This window comes from Bifidobacterium subtile, from assembly GCF_000741775.1.
In the GTDB taxonomy this organism is placed as follows: domain Bacteria; phylum Actinomycetota; class Actinomycetes; order Actinomycetales; family Bifidobacteriaceae; genus Bifidobacterium; species Bifidobacterium subtile.
Genome location: NZ_JGZR01000016.1, coordinates 44,636 through 65,219, shown reverse-complemented (window position 1 = coordinate 65,219; position 20,584 = coordinate 44,636). Strand labels below are relative to the sequence as shown.

16 protein-coding genes and 1 tRNA gene are annotated in these 20,584 nt (G+C 57.2%); 9 read left to right on the top strand and 8 right to left on the bottom strand.

All coding sequences use genetic code 11. The features are described from left to right. Positions 1-55: 55 nt before the first annotated feature. The 4 genes from BISU_RS10075 to BISU_RS10060 all read right to left on the bottom strand — a co-directional run bounded on the left by BISU_RS10075 (position 56) and on the right by BISU_RS10060 (position 3,792). Entirely contained in the window at positions 56-925 is an 870-nt protein-coding gene (locus BISU_RS10075; protein WP_024463886.1) for a GNAT family N-acetyltransferase, read from the bottom strand. A gap of 3 nt (positions 926-928) precedes the next feature. Continuing rightward, a complete protein-coding gene (locus BISU_RS10070) occupies positions 929-1,678 on the bottom strand; it encodes an amino acid ABC transporter ATP-binding protein (RefSeq protein ID WP_024463887.1) in 750 nt (249 codons plus the stop codon). A gap of 102 nt (positions 1,679-1,780) precedes the next feature. After that, on the bottom strand, positions 1,781-2,761 hold the full coding sequence (locus BISU_RS10065) for an amino acid ABC transporter permease (protein ID WP_024463888.1): 981 nt from the start codon (positions 2,759-2,761) through the stop codon (positions 1,781-1,783). Between the two features lie 113 nt (positions 2,762-2,874). Next, positions 2,875-3,792 (bottom strand): transporter substrate-binding domain-containing protein, encoded by a 918-nt coding sequence (locus BISU_RS10060; protein ID WP_024463889.1) that lies wholly within the window; start codon positions 3,790-3,792, stop codon positions 2,875-2,877. A gap of 406 nt (positions 3,793-4,198) precedes the next feature. Here BISU_RS10060 and BISU_RS10055 point away from each other — a divergent pair, with 406 nt between their 5' ends. The 6 genes from BISU_RS10055 to BISU_RS10030 all read left to right on the top strand — a co-directional run bounded on the left by BISU_RS10055 (position 4,199) and on the right by BISU_RS10030 (position 10,463). Then, positions 4,199-5,152: a DUF1684 domain-containing protein gene (locus BISU_RS10055; protein WP_024463890.1), complete on the top strand. Its 954-nt coding sequence runs from the start codon at positions 4,199-4,201 to the stop codon at positions 5,150-5,152. 31 nt (positions 5,153-5,183) lie between these two features. Then, positions 5,184-6,245, top strand: a complete 1,062-nt coding sequence (locus BISU_RS10050; RefSeq protein WP_033503106.1) for a methionine ABC transporter ATP-binding protein — start codon at positions 5,184-5,186, stop codon at positions 6,243-6,245. Then, complete coding sequence (locus BISU_RS10045; protein ID WP_024463892.1) at positions 6,242-6,928, top strand: methionine ABC transporter permease; 687 nt, start codon at positions 6,242-6,244, stop codon at positions 6,926-6,928. Before BISU_RS10050 ends, BISU_RS10045 begins: the two co-directional genes overlap by 4 nt. Before the next feature lie 31 nt (positions 6,929-6,959). Then, positions 6,960-7,901 carry a MetQ/NlpA family ABC transporter substrate-binding protein gene (locus BISU_RS10040; RefSeq protein ID WP_081672743.1) on the top strand — a complete coding sequence of 314 codons (942 nt, stop codon included), beginning with the start codon at positions 6,960-6,962 and terminating at the stop codon, positions 7,899-7,901. Between the two features lie 85 nt (positions 7,902-7,986). Continuing rightward, a complete protein-coding gene (locus BISU_RS10035) occupies positions 7,987-9,408 on the top strand; it encodes an FAD-binding oxidoreductase (protein ID WP_024463894.1) in 1,422 nt (473 codons plus the stop codon). 2 nt (positions 9,409-9,410) lie between these two features. After that, complete coding sequence (locus tag BISU_RS10030; protein ID WP_024463895.1) at positions 9,411-10,463, top strand: aminotransferase class I/II-fold pyridoxal phosphate-dependent enzyme; 1,053 nt, start codon at positions 9,411-9,413, stop codon at positions 10,461-10,463. Positions 10,464-10,648: 185 nt separating this feature from the next. Here BISU_RS10030 and BISU_RS10025 read toward each other — a convergent pair whose 3' ends face one another. Together BISU_RS10025 and BISU_RS10020 are read right to left on the bottom strand one after the other, a co-directional pair. Continuing rightward, complete coding sequence (locus BISU_RS10025; protein ID WP_024463896.1) at positions 10,649-11,578, bottom strand: DUF1684 domain-containing protein; 930 nt, start codon at positions 11,576-11,578, stop codon at positions 10,649-10,651. A gap of 951 nt (positions 11,579-12,529) precedes the next feature. After that, positions 12,530-13,978, bottom strand: a complete 1,449-nt coding sequence (locus BISU_RS10020) for an AlbA family DNA-binding domain-containing protein (RefSeq protein ID WP_024463897.1) — start codon at positions 13,976-13,978, stop codon at positions 12,530-12,532. A 138-nt stretch (positions 13,979-14,116) separates the two neighbouring features. Here BISU_RS10020 and BISU_RS10015 point away from each other — a divergent pair, with 138 nt between their 5' ends. Beyond that, positions 14,117-15,556 carry an ATP-binding protein gene (locus BISU_RS10015; RefSeq protein WP_024463898.1) on the top strand — a complete coding sequence of 480 codons (1,440 nt, stop codon included), beginning with the start codon at positions 14,117-14,119 and terminating at the stop codon, positions 15,554-15,556. A 266-nt stretch (positions 15,557-15,822) separates the two neighbouring features. Here BISU_RS10015 and BISU_RS11750 read toward each other — a convergent pair whose 3' ends face one another. Then, positions 15,823-16,749 (bottom strand): LysE/ArgO family amino acid transporter, encoded by a 927-nt coding sequence (locus BISU_RS11750; RefSeq protein WP_051246161.1) that lies wholly within the window; start codon positions 16,747-16,749, stop codon positions 15,823-15,825. A 317-nt stretch (positions 16,750-17,066) separates the two neighbouring features. Between BISU_RS11750 and BISU_RS10000 the strand changes: the two genes are divergently transcribed. Then, positions 17,067-18,041 carry an ArgP/LysG family DNA-binding transcriptional regulator gene (locus BISU_RS10000; RefSeq protein WP_051246163.1) on the top strand — a complete coding sequence of 325 codons (975 nt, stop codon included), beginning with the start codon at positions 17,067-17,069 and terminating at the stop codon, positions 18,039-18,041. A 506-nt stretch (positions 18,042-18,547) separates the two neighbouring features. Here the strand turns inward: BISU_RS10000 and BISU_RS09995 are convergent. Beyond that, a tRNA-Ser gene (locus tag BISU_RS09995) sits at positions 18,548-18,632 on the bottom strand. Positions 18,633-19,441: 809 nt separating this feature from the next. On the opposite strand from BISU_RS09995, the gene BISU_RS09990 reads away from it, so the two are divergent. Next, positions 19,442-20,512: a TIGR03773 family transporter-associated surface protein gene (locus BISU_RS09990; protein ID WP_024463900.1), complete on the top strand. Its 1,071-nt coding sequence runs from the start codon at positions 19,442-19,444 to the stop codon at positions 20,510-20,512. The last annotated feature ends 72 nt before the right edge of the window (positions 20,513-20,584 follow it).

Sequence of the window (20,584 nt, the reverse complement as noted above, 5' to 3'; positions counted from 1 at the left end):
TAGTGATGTTGCTACGGTATAGCGATGCCCTATGTGGTTGTGATGGATTGCGCGGCTAGTCGCGTTGCCGGATGAGCCGTGTGCCTTCTTCCAGCGCTTTGACAATCAGCTCCTTGGAGAGCTCGGTAATAGGAACGATCGGCTCGGGTTTGGACTCTAACAGTCGCAAGGGTTTTTCCATCCAGAGCTTGTCGTACCAAGTACCCAATTTGTAGCCGGCTGCATAGTTGCGCCCGACGGGCTTGTAGCCCAGCGCCGCATGGAATCTAGGGCTGGTATCCGGCAGATGTGGGTCGTGAGTCTCGGTTCGCACAGTGGCGTCAATGCTGTTATCAGCGCCCGCAGTGCCATTGTCTTCGTCGTTACCAATCACATCGTCAAGCTGCGGCGGCAATCCGCCGATGTCGGCCAGCGAATCGTCGCCGCGAACGGTGATGCAGGAGAACAGCCTGACGACGTGCTGTGCCTTCAGCAGGGTTTCCAGCGCTTGGTAAAGGGCTGACCCTATGCGATGTCCGCGGAAATCAGCGTCAAGGTAAATGGAGGTGTCGGCGGACCAGCCGTAGGCCGGCCGCTCTCCCATAGGATGGGCGAAGGCATATCCCACGACTTGCGACCCGTTGAGGTCGGCGACGATGAAGGGGTAGCGTGTCGAAACGAGTTCGATGCGCTTGGCGAACTCCTCTTCCGGAGGTATGTCGTACTCGAAGTTGATAGCCGTTTCGGTGACGTAGTGGGCATAGAATCGCGCGATATCGTGGGCGTCCTTCACCCGTGCCAGGCGCAACGTGATTGAGTTCGGGCGCTCCTGTTCGGATTGTTCGGTTTGCTCGGGCTGCGAACCTCCTGCTTCAGGACTTTTCGCAGCGCCAGTTCCGTCCACGGTTCCCTTCGCAGCTACTGCTGCGATGCTTGCAAACGACATGCGTTATGCCTCCTCTTGGGGTGTGACTCCGGACAGGAATTGCCGGGTGCGGTCTTCCTTGGGATGGTTGAATATCTGGTCGGCTGAGCCTTCCTCTTTCACGACGCCTTGGTCCATGAAGACGACGTGATCGCAGATGCGGCGCAGGAAGTTCATCTCATGCGATGCGATTAGCATGGATTGCCCTTCATCGGCCAAGTTCTTGATGACCTTGAGCACTTCGCCAATGTTCTCGGGGTCCAAGGCGGAGGTCGGCTCGTCCAGCAGCATGAGCTTAGGTCGTAGCACGGCGGCTCGCGCCAAGGCGACGCGCTGCTGCTGCCCGCCGGAAAGCTGATCGGGGAAACTGTTTCGCTTGGCATGCAGCCCGACCTTGTTCAGGAATTCGAGTGACGTCTCATGCGCCTTTTTGGGAGCGTAATGTTTGGCGTGAGTGAGCGCGAGCTCGATGTTCTCCGTCGCGGTGTTGAGCTTGTAGAGGTTGAAGTTCTGGAACACCATAGCGGTCTGCCTGCGCAGCTCCTGAACCTGCTGCTTGCTGGCATGCGTGGTATCCACGACATTGCCATCGAATTCGAGCGTTCCGGAATCGGGTGGCTCAAGGAAATTCGTGCATCGCAGCAGCGTGGATTTTCCCGCGCCGGAGGAGCCGATAAGGCCGATTACCTTGCCGTCCGGCACCTCGATGCTCACCCCGCGCAGCACTTCGTTCTTGTCGAAGCGTTTGCGCAAATTGGAAATTCTGACAACCATAGTGCTGTTCCTTACAATCTGATGACATTGATGAAACCGTTATGAACTGCTATGACCGGCGAGAGAGGCGGCAGCTCCCGTCGGCCATAGGCCACGGTTTTTCTACCCGAGCATCGAGGTGGAGAATGCCAATGTGGTAATAGCCGACGCAGCGAATGCCGACGCGGCTATTGCCGACGACCTAGCGGCTAGCGATGGTGCCGCTGCTGATGATAGGAAAACTGTCGGCGCGGTGACAGGCGCAGCGAACGACGGCGCAGCAACCTTCGGCGTTGCAGCAGTTGGCGCAACGCCAGCAGATGCAATCGGCGATTCTCCCGCAGCGTTCGCCACGGATGCTTGTACCGGCTCCCATTCCGGCGCATCGTTGTCGGTTATCGCCCGCTCGTTGCGCTTGAGCCGCTGCTCTATCCAACGGAAGAGCGAGGAGAAAGCGCCCGAGAGGATCCAGTAGCACAGCGCGAGGGCGATGTACATTTCCAGGAATCGGTAGGTGCGCGAGGCGGCGAGCTGGCCGGCCGAGGTCATATCGACCACGGAGACGACGAATGCCAGCGACGTGCCTTTGAGCATGCTCACGAATTGGGATCCCAAGGAAGGTATGGCGACGACGAGTGCCTGCGGGATGACGATTTTGCGATAGGCGGTGAATTTCGACAGCCCTGTGGACAGCGCTGCCTCCATCTGGCCCTTGTCCACGCCCTGCAGCGTCGCCCTGAATGATTCGGCGGAATATGCCGCGGTGATATTCGTGAAGGCGACGAGGACGAACAGCATCTTGGGGATGCCGTTGATGCTGACGCCGGTGCCCCAGTAGTAATTTGTGTACTGCAAGATGACCGGAATCCCGTAGAAGGCTAGGAACAGCTGCACCAGCTCCGGGGTTCCGCGAGTGAAGGACACGAATATCCCGCAGAGCTGGTATAGCACCGGCGGCCTGTACATCTTGACCAAGGCGAGCGCCAGGCCGAAGATCCAGCCGAAAATGGTCGAAACGATGACGATTTCCATCGTCACGGGCAATCCGGACAAAATTGCCGGAATGTCGGACCAGATGTACGAAGCGTCGAAAATATCGGGCATCGGCATATCCTTTTCCGCTCTCAATCATCAGAGCTGTAAGAGCCGTTGGAACTATTGAAACTGTTGGAATTGCGCGTCACGCAAGCGTATGTGTATGCGTATAACGCATACGGTTATGCCCAGTCGGCCTTCGTGCCAGTCATGTCATAGCCCAAGTAGTGCTTGGAAAGCTTCTGCATCGTGCCGTTCTGATGGAGCGTGACGAGGGCCTTATCGACTGCGCCCGAGATCTTCTGCCCATCGGCGGTTTTCGGGAACAGGAAGTAGGTCTCTTGCCGCAGCGATTTGAGCAGCTTCTTCTGCTCGTCGTTTTGCGCCGCGCTGTCGGGAATGGGGATGTACTCGACCTTGACGCCGAGATCCGTGGCATATACCTTCTGGTGGAATCTGCCGCCATAACCGAAGTCGAACTGCCCCTGGCTGATTTCGCGCAGGCGCGTGGCGTGATCAACTCCTGTGTATACGATTTTCAGCGGCTTGTTGGGGAACATCTTGTTGAAGTCCTCTACGAAGACCTGCCATGCTGCGCCTTGCTGATCGGACGGGACGGTGTACCCGCCGAGGTCGGAAAGCTTCGTGAATTTGTGGGTTTCCGCGAATCCGGGTTTCGCCAAGACGGCCGCGCTGTCGCGGTAATGAGGGTACTTCGAGAAGATGAACTTCTGTGCGCGTTCAGGAGTGTAATTGAAGAAATTTGCGCCTATCTGGTATTTGCCGCTGTCGATTCCTGCGGTGATGCCCTGAAAATCAACCTTTTCATAGTTGAATTTGTATTGCGGCGTGAGCTTGTCGACTTCCTTGAGCAGCTCGATCTCATAACCGGTCAGATTCCCGTTCTTATCGGCGTACGTCATAGGCGCCGGCGTGCCGGAAGACGCTACCGTTATGGTCTGCGCCGTGGCGCCGGACTGCGCCTCGCCGCTTGCGTCGCCGCGCTGACCGCATGCCGAGGTCATGACCATGAAGGCCGCGAGCACGACGGCCGCCGCCGCCCTCCCTCGTTGTTTCGTTCCGAATTTGCGCGAAAACATGGCTTTCTCCTTCTTCTTGTGCCGCACGTTGTCGCATAGCACCAGATTGACTGAACCGCGTTGACGGAGCGCATGCTAGTGCCATGTGCGTTGCGTTCACTATAGAAGTGCTCTGCATTGCGCAAATCGGCGTGCCTATAGCCGTTATCTATAGGCGGTTATCTTGGCGATCGCTAATGCGGCTATTGCTATTGGCGCTAAAAGGCATGTGCCAGAACGCACGAAGAGCCTTGTATAAGGAATATGTATACCGTTCTACGCAATTCCCGTGATGATATGAGATATCTTCGGCAGAAATTTAAGGATGCATAGCTGTGGCTGGCCGATTATTTGGACTGTTCGGCTGTCCTGCGTCGTTGAACCAACATTGACCTACAGCAATTGGTCTGTACACAAAGGATTTTCCATGGAATTGTTTTCACGCCCCGCTTCCGTCAGCTATGACGACATCAAACGTCAGAGTCCCGAGGAATTCCGCAAGGAGTGGGAGGAGTGGCGGCGCCTGCGCGAGGACTATATGAAGGAGCCGTATGGCTGGCTTTCGCTCACCAGCATCGACTGGCTGGAAAACGGGGAGCCGAAAACACTTGACGGCTTCCCGGGGACGTGGTTGCAGCAGGGCGACGCGGTAATCTATACGCCTCCGGAGGATGGTGGCATTGTCATCACGAATCACGATGCGCCTGTGAGCGAGCCGGTGCGAATCAACGTACCCGAAAAGGGCGATTTCAACCTAGAGGATTTCTACAACGGCGACGTCCGCGCGCAGCTCATCAAACGAATCGGCGTGCAGCATCAATTCGCCATCCGTATACGCGACCCGCACTCCGCCGGCATCGGGCAATTGCAGAGCATTCCCTCTTTCGAACCGGATCAGCGGTGGGTGTTCCCGGCGAAGTTTGAGCCGGCCGAGCAGCATGAGGATGTGACCGTTGGCGCAGTCGCCGGCGAATTGTCGCATGATGAGACATCCATCGGAATCCTGCACGTCGATTTCGATGGTGAAAAGCGCGATCTGATTGTCTTCGAGGTGCACAACGACGATTCCGGCGCACGCCGTATCGATGAGGCGACGGGCGAGTACGTCTACCTCAATAACCGCGCGAACATCACCAACGAAGGCCACGTCCTGTTCCGCGACAAGACATCGGGTCACGAAAGCTACGGCGGCGCACGGGTCATCGGCTTCGACAACAGCGACCCTGCTTCGGTCAGCTACGTCGATTTCAACCGTTCGATGAACCTTCCCTGCGCGTTCACCGTGTTCTGCACCTGCCCCTTCGCGCCCTTGCAGAACACGCTGCCATTCGCGATCGAGGCCGGTGAAAAGAAGCCCGCCGTCTTCGGCTCGTTGGAGTGAGCGGCTGCTGGTAACGCGAAAGGTTGTGCCCATGACGAATGAACCCGCCATAGAGATACAGGATGTGACCAAAACGTTTGCGACGCGCGGCGGAACCGTCACTGCGCTTCATGATGTCTCCTTGAGTATCGAACGAGGCACGATCTACGGAGTAATCGGGCACAGTGGCGGAGGTAAAAGCACGCTGGTACGCTGCGTCAACGGTTTGGAGCGCCCGACGCAAGGCGTGGTCAGGGTGCAGGGCGAAGATATCTCTGCGCTCTCCAGAGAAGAGCTGCGACTGAGGCGCAAGAAAATCGGCATGATTTTCCAGAATTTCAATCTGCTCGACAACGCGACCGTGCAGAAGAATATCGAGCTTGCGCTTCCGGCAAGAAAGCTGGGGCGTGCAAAGACGTCTGAACGAGTGAGTCTCCTTTTGGAGGAGGTCGGGCTCGCCCACAGGAGCGACAGCTACCCTTCCCAGCTTTCCGGCGGGCAGCGGCAAAGGGTCGCTATAGCTAGAGCCATGGCCAATGAACCCGACATCCTGCTGTGCGATGAGCCGACATCGGCTTTGGATCCGGAAACGACTGACTCGATTCTCGAGCTGCTTCGCCAGCTCAATGAAACGCACGGCATAACGATCATGCTCATCACTCATGAGATGAGCGTAGTGACGCGAATATGCAGCAATGTGGCGGTTATCAACGAAGGTACGCTTGTGGAACGTGGCGCCACGGTTGATATCTTCAAGCAGCCTAAGCATGCGGTGACGCGCGGTTTCGTAGACAGCTTCTTCCAGACCAAAGAGGCTGCCGAGAGCCTGCGCAGCCCGTATGTGACGAATCTCGTGAGCGAGGGCGCATGGATTGTGCGCTTTCTGTTCTATGGAGACGAAGCGTACCAGGCGTTCATTTCCGAAGCTTCGCAGAAATTCGGCATTCAGATCAGCATCATCTATGGCAGTGTCAGGATGATAGGAAGCGCCCCGCTCGGCAATCTGTATGTGCTTGTCAGGGGAAACGCGGATCAGCTGGCTTCGTTGTTCCAATTCGCCAGGCAATCGCAGGTGTCCTGCATACGCATCAACCAGGCGGGAGAAGAGCTATGAGCGCTTTCTTCGAACATTACTTCCCCAACGTCATCATGTATGGCGATGATATTGTCACCAGTTTTTGGCAGACCGTCGTTATGGTTGCGATCTCCTTCGCCTTCGTGGTGGTGCTGGGCACGTTGCTTGGCATCCTGCTCGTAGTGATCTCGCCGGGGCATATTTACGAAAACAGCGCGCTGAATGCGATCATACCCAAAATCGTCAACTTCATGAGATCGATCCCATTCATCGTGCTCATCACCATGCTGCTTCCGGTCACGCGCATAATCGTGGGGACGGGCATAGGAGTGCGAGGTGCCATCGTGCCGATGGTGATCGGGCATATTCCCTTTTTCGCACGCCAAGTCGAGCAGGCACTGCTGGAGGTCGATCCGGGGAAGATCGAAATGGCGCAATCCATTGGTCTGACGCGCCCGGCGATCGTATCATCCGTGCTGCTGCGCGAATCACGATTCAGCTTGATACGGATTACGACGCTGATGGCTATCTCCCAGGTCAATCTCTCTGCGATGGCCGGTGCGGTAGGCGGCGGAGGCCTCGGCCAGATGGCCATTCAGTATGGTTTCTCCCAGTACATGTTTGACATCGCACTGGTCACCCTGCTCCTCCTCGTCGCCATCGTGTACTTCTTGCAGCTGCTTGGAAATCTGACCCTCAAACTATCGACTCATCACCAATAAATACATATCACCATGAAATGGAGTAACAACAATGAACAGCAACATTTTCAATAGTAATAGCAGCATTCGCGCTCGCAGTTTTAGGCTGGGATCAGTGCTTTTTCAAAAGGTCTTCGCAGCCATTGCCGTGCTGGTTCTAATCTCACTGTCTCTGGCAGGTTGCGGCAGTGCAAGTGGGAGCTCAGGGGGAGAAACCACCGTCAAAGTGGCGTTAAGGGCACCCTATAAGATTATCTATGATGCACTGAATCAGGAACTCGCAGCTCGCGGAGATAAGATCAAAGTCGTAACCAGCACATACGACACGTCTACTGACACGAGCCAGCTGTTGGTCGACCACGATGTCGATATCGCGGCTACCATCCATTCCACCGCTTTGAAGGCAGCACAGAAAAAGAATCCTGAATTCAACGATGTTGTCAGGCTCGGCTATATCCATGTACAGGGCTTGGCTCTGTACTCTCATAAATACAAATCCCTTGATGCGATTCCCGATGGTGCCACTATCGCGATTCTTAACGATACGACTAACCAATCGCGCGCGCTGCATGACCTGCAAACGGCGGGATTGATAAAGGTCGATACGTCAGTTCCATTTGCCACCCCCAAAAATATAACGAGCAATCCGAAAAAATTGCAGTTCAAGGAAATTTCCACGCAATTGCAGGTGAGAACGCTTGATGATGTGGATGCGGGCTTTGTGTACACCACTCAGGCTTATGATGCGAAGCTCGACACGAAGCTGACTCCATTGTGGAGCGAATCCACCGACTTCAAGAAGAACCCTGGGCAAAGGCAGTATGCAAACATGTTTACCGTGCTCAAAGAGAACGTCAACAATCCTACATATAAAAAAGTTGTTGACGCCTATCATTCGACGAGAGTGTACAAGGCATATCTCAAGGAATATGGCACCGCGCTCGTTCCTGTCGATAATCAGGGCAATTCCATCGACCTGAAGAAATATGAGTGAGTTCATTTGCGCTGGAGCTGGGAAGGCACGGGGCCCGGACCCGTGCCTTCTTGACGATTCCAGTCAATAGTCAGAAGGCATGTGCATGGCTGCTGCAGTCACTGAAACGATAATGGACAAGGCGCTTCTCGAAATTCGGAACGCCTTGCAGGGTGAGGATATCGAGACGGATCCGTCAGCGACGGCACCGTATGCTGAAGACAAATCCGCATTCAGCGGTGACGCTCGCCTTATTGCGGCCGTATTGCTGCCCGAGACGACCGCCGAAGTGCAGAGCATCCTTCGCATCTGCAATGCCTATGGAATCCCTGTGACGACACGGGGCTCCGGCACCGGCCTCGTTGGCGGCGCAATACCGGTCAGGCAAGGATTCGTGCTCAGCACGGAGAGACTGAACGCCATCCGCAAGATTGACCCTATCGATATGACGGCACGGGTGCAGGCTGGTGTGATCACCGATGCAATCTCCGATGCAGCATCCCAGTATGGTTTGTTTTATGCTCCGGATCCTGCGAGTTCCGCTGTTTCGAGCATTGGCGGGAACATCGCCACGAATGCTGGCGGTCTTCATTGCGTCAAGTATGGCGTAACAAGGGGCAATGTGCTGTCGCTGCAAGTGGTTCTGGCCGATGGCAGCACTATCGAGACCGGCAGAAACGTTATCAAAAACGTTGCAGGGCTTGACCTTACCGGATTATTCGTGGGTTCGGAGGGCTTGCTTGGAGTGGTGACCGAGGCGACCGTGCGATTGCGGTCGATTCCAGCGGAAATCAAAACCGTGGGCGCTATTTTCTCTGGCATATCAGCAGCATGTTCTGCAATCAACGGTCTTTTCGAGCATAATGTTGCGCCCGCCGTCCTTGAACTCATGGAGGTGCCGCAACTGCTGGCCGCCCAACCGAGGTATGCGCGTTTTGCCGCTGAAGGGGCCATGGTTCTTGTGCAGATTGACGGATCGGACATCGGCGGCGAAATCGAGCGCATGACGTCGCTGTTGCGTGACAGTCAGGGGATCATTATTGACGCGCGTGATGCACAAGGCGACAATGTTGACCTGCTGAATCTGAGGAAATCACGACCGCGGCTCCCGCGAGAGGCGATTCGCACCCATGGCGATGTGGCAGTGCCGAGATCTGCGGAATCGACCATGTTCGGCAACGTGATCGCCATCGCTCGTCAGGAAGGGCTTTCGTACACGGCGATCGCACATGCTGGGGATGGGAATATCCACACTCGATTCTTCCAGATTCCCGCCAGCGAAGCAGAATCCAGCGATATAGCAGAACGAGTGAAACGGGCGCAGAGCAAGCTGTTCGAGGCGGCGCTCGCCGTCGGCGGGACGCTGACCGGTGAGCATGGCGTCGGGATTGAACTCGCCGCTCGTCTGCCTCGGCAGCTTGGCGAGGCCAATATGAAATTGCAGCGTGGCATCAAACGGGTTTTCGACCCGAACAATATCCTCAATCCGGGGAAATGGCTTGATGCGGACGACGGAAAGAAAGGCTGACCATGCGTGATGACATCGATTTGCGAATCGGCTCCCCGGTGGATCCTGTGCCTTCCAGTGTGAAAGCTGCGCTGGAACGAGGATATAACGCGCATCGATATATATCGGCACGAGGTCTGCCGGAATGCCGAGCGGCTTGTGCGAATTGGTATAGAACGACACGAGGCGTGGAGGATATCGATGATGCATCCGTGCTTCCAGTCGCCGGAACAAAGATGCTCATCGGCCTGCTGCCGCTGTGGCTTGGCCTTGATTCTTCCAGCGTCATCGTCATCCCGCGGCTGCACTACCCGACCTATGAGGCGGGTGCCGCGCTGGTGGGCGCGCAAGTGATCGCCGAGGACGACGTCGAGCGATGGCCCGAAAATGCTTCGTTGATTTGGCTGAATTCGCCACGAAACCCTGACGGCGCAATCAATGGGCGTGATTACTTGCAGCGTGCCATAGAGCGCGCTCGCCAATTGAACGCGATTATCGTACAGGATGAATGCTATTCCGCCTTCGACTGGGCCTGCGAAAACGACGGCCCCACTGCCAGCATTCTTTCAATACCGGGCGCCACACGGCCTGGTGGCCGCGTTCTCGCTCTGTACTCGATGAGCAAACAATCCAATATGGCCGGATACCGCGCAGGTTTCGTAGCGGGGGATCCGAGCATCATTGAGCAGCTCGGCACCCGGTGGGGCACATATGGACTCGTGCTCTCGCAGCCGGTGCAGTATGCCATGATTGATGCATTGGCGAACACGGAAGCCGTCAGCGAACAGCGACGGATTCACGCTCGGAGACGGTTGGCCCTGCAAGAAGCCTTTAAACGGTGGGGCATGGTTTTTTCTGAGGACAATGTCGGCGGGTTCTTCCTCTGGGGCCATGCTCCTGGGGAAAACGCCGAAAGTGTGGTGCAAAGATTGGCCGATCTTGGCATACTGACCCGCACCGGCGCTGCATATGGCGACGAAACGCATACCTACGTGCGCATATCAATCACTGCAAGTGACGCGCAAGTGGCGGACGCTGTAGAACGTTTGAATCATGATGCTGATCGGTTGGTTTGAGCGTACATTAACATTTTCCTATAGCTAGTAAAGCAGTGTACTTTTGGCTTACTTTCAATTTGCAGCTAGGGTATGATCGGTTGAAGGCCATTCGTGTCGTCTTCTCATAGCAAGAGGACTGGTGGCGCGTTCTGTCCAAGCGTGGGCGGCATTTCCTAATGTGCAGCGGCAAATTACGTCACGGATTAGTACTGATGCTCAGGCGTTTTTTCGCCGGCAAGAATCGGAATCGGCAACGTGTTCTCTTGTGGTGAGAACGGGCAGGTGCAATAGGCGGTGAAAGCGCAAGGAAGATTCCACGCTCGGTTGAAGTCGACGTAGGATACTTGAGCGGGTTCATGGATATTGAAGGTGAGCGCTCGGGCTCCTCCATAAGTCTCCTTGCCGGATGTTTTATCTTTGAAGAGCACAAAGGCGATATCCTCTGTATCCGTCCGATTATCGAGGTATATTTCGTTTCCCGAATCGTCCGTCGTCATCAGTCCCGAATGATCGTTATGGCCTTGAAATACGGTCAGAGGGAATTCGAGGCCTGCGATGGTGACGTACAGCGTGCCGATGGTGGTTTCATCGTGGGAGAGGTCGCCTACAACTGCGTCGACGACACTGGATTCCCAAGTGGCTCTAGGGACATACCTAGCCGGGAATACCCATTTTTGATCGGGGTCATAATGGGGTATCCCGGCGAAATTTTCAATCGCTGCTGAGTGCGGGTCGCGAATTCGGACAGCAAATGCACGGGTGTCGCTGATGCGTTTTATTAATTGGGCGCGAATCTCACCGAAATCGAAGTCCTCGACATTGAAGTCGGCGACTTGGGGGACGCTGATGGTCTTAGATTCAGTGATGACCTTGCCCTTGTTGACGACATTCTTACCTGGCTCAGGCGTGTATATGACATTGTTGCCCTCTTGGCGGAAGGTGCCGGGGAAGCCTTCGATACTTTTGTCAACCCCTTCTTGGAGCCAGTCTATGCTTCGTAACGATAGCCAACCATGTGGGGCGATAAGTCGTTCTTTGCGGCCGCTGTGCCATTCCTCCCAGTCAACGGCGAATGCTTTAGCTGATTGCGCGGTGATTTGCTGATAAGTGGTGATGCGTTCTACATTCCACATAATATTAAGTTTCCTTTCTGATATTGGTGATGATTGTTGGCGATTTGGAAATTAGTTATTACGTTGGAAAGAATGGACGCTATTCGTGCGTGGTAAGCTGCGTCGAAGAACAATGGTGCCCCAATTGGGACGGGCAGCATTTCCTTGACGACAATTCGCGGCGCCATTACCACGGTTAGTGTCTGAAGCCCGGCACGCAAAACTAATCGCCATAATAATCCCTCACGCCAGGCTGCTGCTTGTTGCCCACCACATGTGTAGTGGCCGTTTGCTGACTTTGTTGCATATGAAATACCCTAGTTGAGAAGTGAGCACAGATACGCTACTGCGATATCGCAATAATGTATGGCTGCTTATCAGAGCGTGGTATGACATAGTGAGGTGAGCTATCCAGCCACAATCTCCATATTGCTAATTGCCGCTTATTGGTGATGAATTTGCCTTACTTTGAGCGCAGGCAAAAGTACTTTTCTGGTTGCGTGTATTGCGTTGAATGTAAACTTGACTCGAAATGAACGGCGGAAGACGTGGTCGGCGGAGTGCGGTTGCTTTCGTGCCGAAGTTTCATTTACTTGTTCACAGTGAGCAGGTAAATGGACAAGTAAATAAACATGTAAACACGGTTCTCGTGCTGCCTGTTGCCCGTCACATGGGTGCGGACGCATCGCCGTCGTCTTTCTTTCCGCTCACACTGTGTTTGCTACTTGGGTTATTCCTCACTCAATTAGTCGATGGACTTAGAGCTTACGTGTGGTTTAGGCCCGAGGTCGGTAGTACCCCCGCTGATTCGTTGGGTTCCGCTGAAATAGGTGGAGTTGATGACGGTGAATGTGGGGGTGTGCTATTCCTGCGATAGGCAATGCCATATTTCAGGAAATCATGAATTCTGATGTCCTTGCGGAGGGCATGATTCGATTGCAGTTGCCATAGGGCGTGAGCGCCTCTTCTAGCTCAGAGCGGTTTGCGGATTTGCCATGCGCCTTTCTTGTCCGACCCTTTGCGTTCGAGCAGTCCCATCTCTTTCATCGAGAAGAACAGGCGGCGTGCTGTGGAATATGACACGCCCAGCGCCTGGGCAGCTCTTCTGTATGTGACTGACGGCTCCTTGACGATGAGATCGAGCAGCAGCTGCTCTCGTGCGGTTGAATTTACCTGCTCATTTACCTGCTCATTTACCTGCTCATTTACCTGCTCACCGTGAGCAGGTAAAACGCCTTCCACGCTGCCTTCCGCCCAGCGCACGGGCACGAATGCCTCGAACACATCGCCGTCGTCCAAGACGGGATCCATACCGGAGTAGGGCTTCGAGTACTTGTACAGGTTGCGCATGCCGCTTCCGAGCTCGTCGGCGAGGCCGATGTTGCGGAAGAACTTCGCGATGAACGGATTCTTGGAAACCGGCTTGAAGCTTGTCAAGGCGATCTGGCCTTGGAAAATTGCCCTGGATGCGTTCTCCGTGTGGATCCCGTCGTTGCCGATCAGGAGCTTGGCCGGATACGGACTGACGAACTCTCGGTGAATCATCAGGTTCGAGACCAGCTCGCGGATGATGATGTCTCTGGGGCTTACGGCTTGGCTTCCTTCTAGGAGAAACCTGTCGGGAAGATGCCTTTTCGCGAAATCGGAGACCAGCGCATGTGATTCGACCAGGTTCGTGGATACGATCAGCCGGTCATCGTATCGGTCCAGATCCTCACGGCGCACGATGGCGTCGGTCCGATACGCGGGAGCGATTCGCGAGATGATTTCATCGTTGCCCAGCAGCATCACGGCGGCGAGGTTGAATCCCTTCTCCCCGGTGTCATAGTTCATGCCATACAAATCGGCGCTGCGCATCAGCTCCATGTCGTCCATCTCAAGCCAAGGATGCTCCGGCGTTTTCACCGCGGCCATCCTGCGGATGCGCGGAAGCAGATCGAGGCGGAAGTCCGAGAGCTCGAGATACCGGTACACGCGCTGCTCGCTGAAATGGTTTTGCTTGCGGATATGCATCTGCGCGATTTGCATTTCGCTCGTGATGCGGCGATCCACATCCGCCACTCGATCATAAATCACATGTTTGAAGCTGACGACTGCCGGACCAGCCGGAACCCATACGCGAATCACCAGCTTGCCATCGTATTCGATGCGCTCGGTTTCGATCACAGGCGCGACATTGAACAGCTTGGGGTTGCCGATTACATTGACTAGATTGCGCTCGACGGCTATGGCCTGCTTGCGGTCAATGCCTTCGACTGTGCCATCGTCGAGAACGCCTAGAAAAATCGAACCGCCAAAACGGTTGTTGAACGAGCATATCGTCTCAAACGTGTCTGTCTCCGGCTGAACGCCACATCGCTTGAACTCGATCGAAATGTTCTCCCCGCGCTCAAGCACGCGGGACAACTCTGCGGCGTCCATAGTGTCTCCCTCGCGTTTGCCTATATCGAATAGTCTAATCCTGAACTCCCGCGAACTTCGGTGAGGGAATGTTCTCCTACTGCTCTTATATTATACTCGTAAGTATTATACTCATAAGTATATTACTGAAGGAGCGCTATGTTTATTGGTCGCGAGCGTGAGATGAAGGTGCTGGACGGTATGTGGGAACGCAATGATTTCCAGATGCTGGTGCTCTATGGCAGGCGTCGCGTGGGCAAGACGGCGCTGCTTGACGAGTTCGCGAGCGGCAAACGCACCCTGTATTTCACGGCTCGCCAGCAGACCTCGGCGGCTAACTTGCGGGATTTCTCGCGTGCGATATACACGTTCTTCTCCGTGCCCACGTCGTTGCCGGCATTCGCGCTGTGGCAGGACGCGTTTGATTTCATCGCCGAGCAGTCCCGGCAATCGAGCGGCCGAATGCTGTTCATATTCGACGAATTCCCGTACGCCGCGATGAGCGAGCGTTCGCTGCCCTCGACCCTGCAGATCGCGATCGATCATAGTTTCCAGAAATCCAACATGCTCATGGTGCTGTGCGGAAGCAACGAGGGATTCATGGAAAGCGAAGTGCTGGGGTACAAAAGCCCGCTCTATGGCAGGCGAACCGCGCAGATGCGGCTCATGCCCTTCGACGCATTCGATGCCAGCCGCATGCTGCCCTCGCTCGACGCGCAGGACGCCGTCCGGTATTATGCCACGTTCGGCGGCACGCCCTACTATCTCAAGCAGATACAGTCTGGCCTCACCTACAAGCAGAACGTCACGAAGCTGTTTTTCGACACCAGCGGGCTGCTCTACGAAGAGCCGCTGATGCCGCTGCGCGAGGAGCTGCGTGACCCGGCGAGATACAACTCGGTCATGGACGCCATCGGCTCAGGAGCGACCAAGCCGAGCAAGATAGCCGACCGCGCTGGCATCGCGTCGGCCACCAGCGCGAGCAAATACCTGACTGTGCTCAAAGAGCTGGGCCTCATCGAGCGCACGGTGCCGTTTGGCGAGGACCCTTCGCGCTCGCGAAAGGGCCTGTGGGCGATTCGCGACCCGTTCTTCGCGTTCTGGTACCGCTTCGTAAGCCCTCATATAGGAGGCATTGAAAACGGCAACGGCGATATCGTCGCGCAAACCCGCGTCTTCGGCCCGGCGCTCGACACGTACGTCGGACAGCAGTTCGAGACAGTGTGCCGGCAATGGCTCATCCGTGCCAACCGCGAAGGGAGCCTGCCGTTCCTTGCTTCCGCATTCGGCAAATGGTGGGGCAGCGACCCGCACGCCCGGCAGGAAGCCGATATCGATGTCATCGCGGCGGACCCGACCAGCAGCTCAATCCTCCTGGGCGAGTGCAAATGGCGCTCGCAGCTCGATGTTACGGAAACCATCCAGACCCTGCGCTCGCGGGCCGGCCTCATGTCCGATTACAGTGACCAGCACGCGAATCGGCATTTTGCTCTGTTCGTCAAAACCGACGAGCTCGCAGACGCGGCACGTCAACGCAACGAGCAGAACCTCATGGTCAAATCGGCTAATGATATGTTTCGCGAGGCCCTCCACGGCTAAGATCGGTGCGACCGGCTGGCGTCGGGAGGGCGCCGTCTGGAAGGGACTGTGATTGTTGGTGTGATTGTGGGTGGTGCTGGGTGCGGCTCGCACTACTGCAATCCGCGTTGGCGTAGTGCGCGCAAAGCGCACACTGGGCATGGTAACTTTTTGGCATGGGAACGTTGGAATCCCGCCGATTGGCTTCCGTGAGGATATAACATGAAATGTGCGTTTTGTGCGCACTACGCAAAGCCGGGCCAGCGTAGTGCGCGGGGCTGCGGCTCCTAGCCAAGGGCGAGGTGCAGGGAGATGAGCACCATAGCGACGCCGATGACGGAGTCGAGCGCAATCCAGGCCTGAGTGCTGTGGAATAGGCGCGACATCGTTACGGACAGCGCTCCCAGCAGGGTGAACCACAGGACGCTGCAGAGGATCGCGCCTGCGGCGAATGACCATTTCAGCGTTGTGCCATAGGTGGCTGCGAGCCCGCCCATGAGCACGATGGTGTCCAAGTAAACATTGGGGTTGAGGAAGGTGAATCCCAGGCAGGCCATGACGTCCGCACGCAGCGGGGATTGCTCCGTGCGCCGCGTGTCCGATGCTTGTGGGCGGTGAGAGACTTCGTTGCGGGTCGGCTGGTTGCGGGTCGGCTGGTTGCTGGCCGCCCTGCCAATCGCCTTGTTGGCGCCCGCGCCGCTGCTCGCTGCTCTGCCGTCGCCTGCAACGCTGCTGTTTCCGGTGTTGTGGCCGCTGCAATCTTCAGTGCTGGCGACTGTAGCGGTATCGGTTACGATGGCGTCAGCCACCGCAGCGCCAGGCACCGCAGTGTCAGCCACCGCAGCGTCAGTCACAGAAATGTCAGCGCCGCCGGGCATGTGTTCCGCGATATCGGCGCGATATCTGCGCAGCGCACGCACGCGAGCGAATACCCGTTTGAACGCCAGCACTGCATAAAGCATCAAAACCGCAGCGCCAATCCACGTCAAAGCCGACATCGCCGAGGGATGGCGCTCCACCACGGCACCCATGCCCCGGGTCCCGAGCGTGATGAGGATGGCGTCCGCCGCGATGCATATGCCGACGATGGCGGGGACGTGGGACCGCGCGATGCCTTGGCGAATGACGAAGGCGTTCTGCGCGCCGACGGCCACAATCAGGCTCGCCTGGCTGGTGAATCCTGTGAGCAGGATGGGGAGTGCTGCGATAGTCATACCCACGACAGTACGGTTTGCTTTTCTACAAGTCCAACTAATTATATTGCTAATATATAAGAAGTGCTTATGATACTCTGTCACATCCCGCGCAGACGGGTGCAGACGGGTGCAGACGGGTGCAGACGGACGCGAGCAGTGCAATGAATTCGGTTTGCTTGTCGCGAATCGACGCATAGCATATTGCCGCCCGCTGGGCCTCGTTCACGCATCGGGGCCTGTGCCCCAATCGTTTGCGGCTGCCCGATTGGGAAGAACCTAGGAAGAACCAAGGGCGTCTCGCAAAAGAGCACCAGATCAACGGAAAGGATGCGACTATGAACGCACGGCAGGTCGACAAGAGGCTCCTCGATAGCCCCCAGGCAGGCGGTTCGGATGCTGCGCCCGCATTGTCGGCGGCGATCCGCTCCATTCCCATAGAACAGCTCACCGCCCTGCAGCAGATTGTGGAAACGGGCAGCTTCGAGGCGGCTGCGGACGAGCTGCGCATCTCGCAATCGGCCATCAGCCAGCGGGTGAAAACGCTGGAATCGCAGCTCGGGCAGATTGTGGTGCAGCGCACCAAGCCGGCGCAGCCTACGCGCACGGGTCAGCTGCTGCTGCGCCTTGCCCGCCAGATCGCCCTCGCTCAGGAGGAAGCGATGCGGCAGATTGCGGACGAGCAGCGCGGCAACGAAGTGAATATTCGCATCGTGGTGAATGCCGACTGCCTGGAAAGCTGGGTGCTGCCGGCGCTCGCGCCCATTGCGCGCCAGTCCATCGCCGTGGATATCAGGCGGCAGGACGAGCAGCTGTCGTCCCGACTGCTGCGTTCCGGCGAGGTGATGGCCGCCATCACCGCTGACGAGAAGCCGGTGCAGGGATGTTCCAGCACGAGTCTCGGCGCTATGGCCTATTATGCCGCCTGCGCTCCGCAGTTCGCCCGGCAGTGGTTCCCCGATGGCATGAACGGGCCGAGTCTTGAACAGGCTCCGCTGATGCAATACGACAAGGACGACAGCCTGCAGAATACGTTCATACGCAGCATCACGGCGGCCACGGTGCATCCGACCACGCATTACGTGCCGACGCCCACCGGATTCATGAACGCGATCGCGCTCGGTTTCGGGTGGGGCATGATTCCCGCCGCAAGCCTGGACTCGCTTCCCGCCGGCACGCTGGTCCTGCTCTCTGACAAGCCGTTGCTGCGACCGCTGTTCTGGCAGCAATGGCGGCTGTCGTCGCCCTCGCTTGACGCCGTGGCTCAGGCGATTATCGCAGCGAGTCGCGAAGCGCTGGTGGCACAAAGTTAGTAGTTTCTTCCCGCATGGTTGGGTGGGGCAGGGGCAGCGGAATCTCGTAGCCGCACGCCGAATATGCGCTATCGGCCTTATGCGGCACTATTCAGGTGTCGCAGAGGTCTATCTGCCTTATTGGTGGCACCGGTTCAATGCAAACTTGGGTACGTAGCAGCCAAAACGGCCATGTATCGGCGGCAACGCCCGAAGTAGCAAGGAACCGGTGCTACAAATAAAGCAGATAGACTTGGGCAAGACTATGATGGTGCCCCCAATAAGGCAGGCACACTCGGAGCAAGGCGATTGTGGGCATCCAGCTACTCGCTACTGGCGGAAAAGGGCCGCTGGCGCACGGGGGTGCGGCCATTTTCTGCCAGTAGTCCGTGTAACTGGTAGGAATACGCCACTGACCGCAACTCAAGGGCTCTTTAGTGCCAGTATGTCTGCGTGGGTATTTTCCGGTCTATCCGAGAAAATGAAATCCCGCAGCCCTTGGAAACAAAGGGATGCGGGATTATGGGCGGAGGATACGAGATTCGAACTCGTGAGGCTGTTACACCAACACGCTTTCCAAGCGTGCGCCATAGACCACTAGGCGAATCCTCCAACTGTACGCTGACAACATGCAGATGTCGGCACACAACTTGAAGAGGATACCACAGATTGCGGCTGTGCAACAACCCAGCGTGGCGTAGGTGGCTTTGGGACTATGCCCCTTTTGCGACGCAGAATCGCGACAGGAGGCACAAAAAGGGCATAAGCCCTTGAGCCATGCCCCTTTTGTGCCTCCTGTATGGGTTAACTGGCACAAAAGGGGCATTATGCCGAATTTGCGCCCATCGCCTAGTCGGGCAGCCGGAACCCAAGACTGATCAACCGAACCTCTGATGCCTAGCCGAACGTCCAGCCGAGCGCCCGACCATTCGATCAGTAGTTGTTCGAGCCGGGGCCTTCGAAGTGGATGGTGAAGCCGCGCTCGTAGTGCAGGAACATGACCGCGCCATAGGCAACGACTGAGGCCCTGCGGCCCATGCGTCAGATGTCGCCTGCCCAAGGGAGCGGTATGTTTGCGAGCACAGTGCTTCGGCACCGCGCCTCTTCGCAGGCATCGCTCTCTCGGGCAGGCGACATGCGGCGTTGACCGCTGCTGACATTCCCGCTCGCGGTATCGGCTGCGCACGTAGCGCCGACACGGGTAGCGCCGATACGTACAGCGTCGACAGCCTCCAGCGCCGAATAATCCACGCAACCACGAAATTCCACATAAACAAACACCAGCCGCTTGGAGCAAACCTGGCGGCAGCACCTGCCATGAGCCGGGCCGAGCGCGACCGGCATGCGACCGATACGCACGCCGCAGCCGCCGCCCCCCCCCATGCAGAACGATGACCGTACGCGAAAGCCCAGAAGAAGCGATGAACCAAGCAACCGCACCATTCCTCCGCACAGTTGCGGACAATAACCCCAATCTCTCCCGCCGGTTCGCCGCCGTATTCGGCAGCCTTATGGCGTTCGCCATGCTGCTCATAAGCGTGGCTCTGCCCGGCACGGCGCTCGCCGTCGACGACAACCTGCAGCAGACCATCGACCCGGACCAGCAGCAGGGCGTCGGCCACGTGGTGCTCGAACAAGGCCACATCGACTTCGGCCCGACGCTGGCCACGGGCAAATGGAAGATCCAGATCCACGACGACACTGGCGACGTCTCCTACTGGCGCATGCCCAGCGACGTGGTCATGCACGTGAACGACAAGGCCATCATGCCCATGCCCTCCGGCGACACTTACTCGTTCATCGGCGAGCAGCCGGGCACGCCCCTGTGGGTCATACCGCAGACGCAGAACCCCGACGTGGTTTGGGTCGGCTGGAACACCCAGGAGCCGCGCGTCATGGACCAGCTGCAGCGCGGCATGACGCTTTCGCTCGAAGGCGTCGAAGGGCCGGGCGACCTCGACGTATACCTCGAAAACGGCAACATGGGCGCACCGCAGCTCGTGTGGAGCAACAAGAAGCCCTACCCGCAGGATTCGTGGATCGAAGTCAACGCCCACACCCACGTCAACTGGATATTCCACAAGCAGGGCGTGTACAAGGTCAAGATTGCCGCATCCGGCGACCTGAAGAACGGCCAGCACGTGAGCGACACCGACACGCTGCGATTCGCGGTCGGCGACGCCACCGACCCGCAGACCGCCTTCGACGCGGCCGACTCGGGCGCCGGGCAGGACGACGCAGCGGCCAATGCGGATGCTCAGAAAGCCGCGCAGGAGGCCCAGCAGCGCAAGGCGCTCGCCGCCAAGAAGGAGGCCGAGCGGGCCGCCGCGCTCGCCAAGCAGGACAAGGCGCAGACCACGCTGCTGGTCGGCGTGATCGTCGCCTGCCTCGCGCTGGCCATACTGATCATCGTGCTGCTGGTCTGGATTCAGGGCCGACGTAGCAAACGCGCCGCCATGGGCAAAGGCGGATGGGGATTCGAAGGCCGATGAGGAAGCGGGCGCGGCTGCGAAAACCGACGCGAAGCCGGCTGACGGCAGCGCTCCGGCAGGTGGGCCGGGTGC

Bases quoted from the DNA above. Each gene is read 5' to 3' on its own strand.
- BISU_RS10060 (WP_024463889.1), bottom strand. From the start codon at position 3,792: ATGTTTTCGCGCAAATTCGGAACGAAACAACGAGGGAGGGCGGCGGCG.
- BISU_RS10065 (WP_024463888.1), bottom strand. From the start codon at position 2,761: ATGCCCGATATTTTCGACGCTTCGTACATCTGGTCCGACATTCCGGCA.
- BISU_RS10055 (WP_024463890.1), top strand. From the start codon at position 4,199: ATGGAATTGTTTTCACGCCCCGCTTCCGTCAGCTATGACGACATCAAA.
- BISU_RS10015 (WP_024463898.1), top strand. From the start codon at position 14,117: ATGTTTATTGGTCGCGAGCGTGAGATGAAGGTGCTGGACGGTATGTGG.
- BISU_RS10035 (WP_024463894.1), top strand. From the start codon at position 7,987: ATGGCTGCTGCAGTCACTGAAACGATAATGGACAAGGCGCTTCTCGAA.
- BISU_RS10070 (WP_024463887.1), bottom strand. From the start codon at position 1,678: ATGGTTGTCAGAATTTCCAATTTGCGCAAACGCTTCGACAAGAACGAA.
- BISU_RS11750 (WP_051246161.1), bottom strand. From the start codon at position 16,749: ATGACTATCGCAGCACTCCCCATCCTGCTCACAGGATTCACCAGCCAG.
- BISU_RS10075 (WP_024463886.1), bottom strand. From the start codon at position 925: ATGTCGTTTGCAAGCATCGCAGCAGTAGCTGCGAAGGGAACCGTGGAC.
- BISU_RS10020 (WP_024463897.1), bottom strand. From the start codon at position 13,978: ATGGACGCCGCAGAGTTGTCCCGCGTGCTTGAGCGCGGGGAGAACATT.
- BISU_RS10050 (WP_033503106.1), top strand. From the start codon at position 5,184: ATGACGAATGAACCCGCCATAGAGATACAGGATGTGACCAAAACGTTT.
- BISU_RS09990 (WP_024463900.1), top strand. From the start codon at position 19,442: ATGAACCAAGCAACCGCACCATTCCTCCGCACAGTTGCGGACAATAAC.
- BISU_RS10045 (WP_024463892.1), top strand. From the start codon at position 6,242: ATGAGCGCTTTCTTCGAACATTACTTCCCCAACGTCATCATGTATGGC.
- BISU_RS10025 (WP_024463896.1), bottom strand. From the start codon at position 11,578: ATGTGGAATGTAGAACGCATCACCACTTATCAGCAAATCACCGCGCAA.
- BISU_RS10040 (WP_081672743.1), top strand. From the start codon at position 6,960: ATGAACAGCAACATTTTCAATAGTAATAGCAGCATTCGCGCTCGCAGT.
- BISU_RS10030 (WP_024463895.1), top strand. From the start codon at position 9,411: ATGCGTGATGACATCGATTTGCGAATCGGCTCCCCGGTGGATCCTGTG.
- BISU_RS10000 (WP_051246163.1), top strand. From the start codon at position 17,067: ATGAACGCACGGCAGGTCGACAAGAGGCTCCTCGATAGCCCCCAGGCA.